Origin of the sequence: Actinomadura logoneensis (assembly GCF_003428695.1) — a bacterium.
GTDB lineage: Bacteria > Actinomycetota > Actinomycetes > Streptosporangiales > Streptosporangiaceae > Spirillospora > Spirillospora logoneensis.
In genome coordinates this window covers 1-1,797 of sequence record NZ_QURH01000577.1, presented here as the reverse complement: position 1 = coordinate 1,797, position 1,797 = coordinate 1, and the positions used below count along the sequence as shown (strand labels likewise).

The following is a 1,797-nucleotide window of genomic DNA, read 5'->3' as shown; positions in this document are numbered from 1 at the left end:
GGTGCCCCCGCCGGTCCGGCGGCCGTCGCGCGCGCCCGCGGAGGAGCGCGATGGCGCAGACGCACGGCGACCCCGGCACGGGCCCGGCCCCCCGGTGGCTGGTCGCGCTCGTCCGGCCCGAGCTGCCCACGCTCGCCGCGGAGATCATCACCGAGATCAAGCGCGCCGTGCCCGAGTACGGCCGGGCCACCGACGGCCCCTACGTGCAGGCGCTGCGGATCGGCGTCGAGCGGGCCCTGTCGCACTTCGTGGACTCGCTCGCCGACCCGTCCACCCCCCGCGACCGGCACGACGAGACCTACCGGCGGCTCGGCCGGTTCGAGGCGATGGAGGGCCGCACCCTCTCCAGCCTCCAGACCGCCTACCGGATCGGCGCCCAGATCGCCTGGCGGCGGGTCATGAAGGTCGCCGCCGAGCGGAACCTGCCCGCCCCGGTGATGGGACGCCTCGCCGACGAGCTGTTCTCCTACATCAACGAGCTGGCCTCGCTGTCGCTGGAGGGCTACGTCACCGCCCGCCCGGACGAGGAGCAGCAGGACCACCGGCGGCGGCTGCTGCACAGCCTGCTGCGCGAGCCGGCGCCGAGCGCGCAGACCGTCGCCAACCTCGCCCGGCTCGCCGGCTGGGCGGTGCCCGACGAGGTCACCCTGGTCGCGCTGCCGACCGGGCCGCAGCCGTCCCCGCACACCCTGCACCGCGACCTGCTGGTCGACCTGTCCGGGGACGCGCCGCACCTGCTGGTGCCCGGCGGGGTCGACGCCGGACGGCTGCGGATGCTCACCTCCGGCTGGCCCGAGCGGCGGCTGGCGGTCGGGCTGACCGTCCCGACCGTCAAGGCCGCCGAGTCGCTGCGCTGGGCCCGCCGCGCGCTCGCCGTCGCCCGCACCGGCGCGCTCGGCGACGACCGCGTCATCGACAGCGGCGAGCACCTGGTCACGCTGTGGCTGCTGTCGGACCAGACGGTCGTGGACCACCTCACCCGGCGGCTGCTCGGCGAGGTCACCGAGCTCGGCGGCGGCCAGCCCGAGCGGTACCTGGAGACCCTCTACGCCTGGCTGACCACCCGCGGGACGGGCGTGGAGCTGGCCGAACGGCTCAACATCCACCCGCAGACCGTCCGGTACCGGATGCGCCGCCTGGAGGAGGTGCTCGGCGACCGGCTCGGCGATCCCGACTCACGCTTCGCGATGGAGGTCGTACTGCGCGCGACCAGATTACTCAAGGGGGTGCGGGAAACCGGTCACGACGATCACGGGGACGGTTAGCCAGAACGTCCCGTCTACTCATCCGTTGATAACGCCGGCGCCCCGCCTCCCGTTTTTTCCGTCGTTCGCGACGACTTTCGGGGGAGGGTTGAAAGCCATTCCTCCGGCGTGGTCATATTACTCTTCGAGGAATTGTTTCCAGATGTCGCCTAAAGGCGGAGGTGAGGGCGGGGTGCGTACCCGACCGGTCGGTCTTCCCAGGTTCGCGGGTCTCGGCGCGGCAGCGGTCCTGGCCTTCGGCGGGCTGACCGCCCCCGCGGCGCTCGCCGACGACGCCTCCCCCACGTCCGGGGCCTCCGGCACGCCCGCTCCGTCCGGGAGCGGCGGCACGCCGTCCGACACCCCCGCGCCGTCCCCCACGGACCCGCCGTCCACGCCCAGCGACCCGCCGACGAAACCGACCGATCCGCCGACGACGCCGACGGACCCGCCCACCACGCCGACCACTCCCCCGACGGGCGGGCCCGGCGGCGGCACCCCCGGCGGCGGGACGCCGGGAGGCGGCACCCCGGGCGGCGGCTCGTCCGGCGGG

1 protein-coding gene and 1 pseudogene are annotated in these 1,797 nt (G+C 75.0%); both read left to right on the top strand.

Annotated elements, in window-relative coordinates:
- Positions 1–50: 50 nt before the first annotated feature.
- The gene (locus tag DZF91_RS24325; RefSeq protein WP_117359610.1) at positions 51–1,265 is read left to right on the top strand and encodes a helix-turn-helix domain-containing protein; all 1,215 of its coding nucleotides are present in this window, start codon (positions 51–53) and stop codon (positions 1,263–1,265) included.
- 172 nt (positions 1,266–1,437) lie between these two features.
- A pseudogene (locus tag DZF91_RS40250) lies at positions 1,438–1,797 on the top strand (hypothetical protein); the annotation flags it as partial.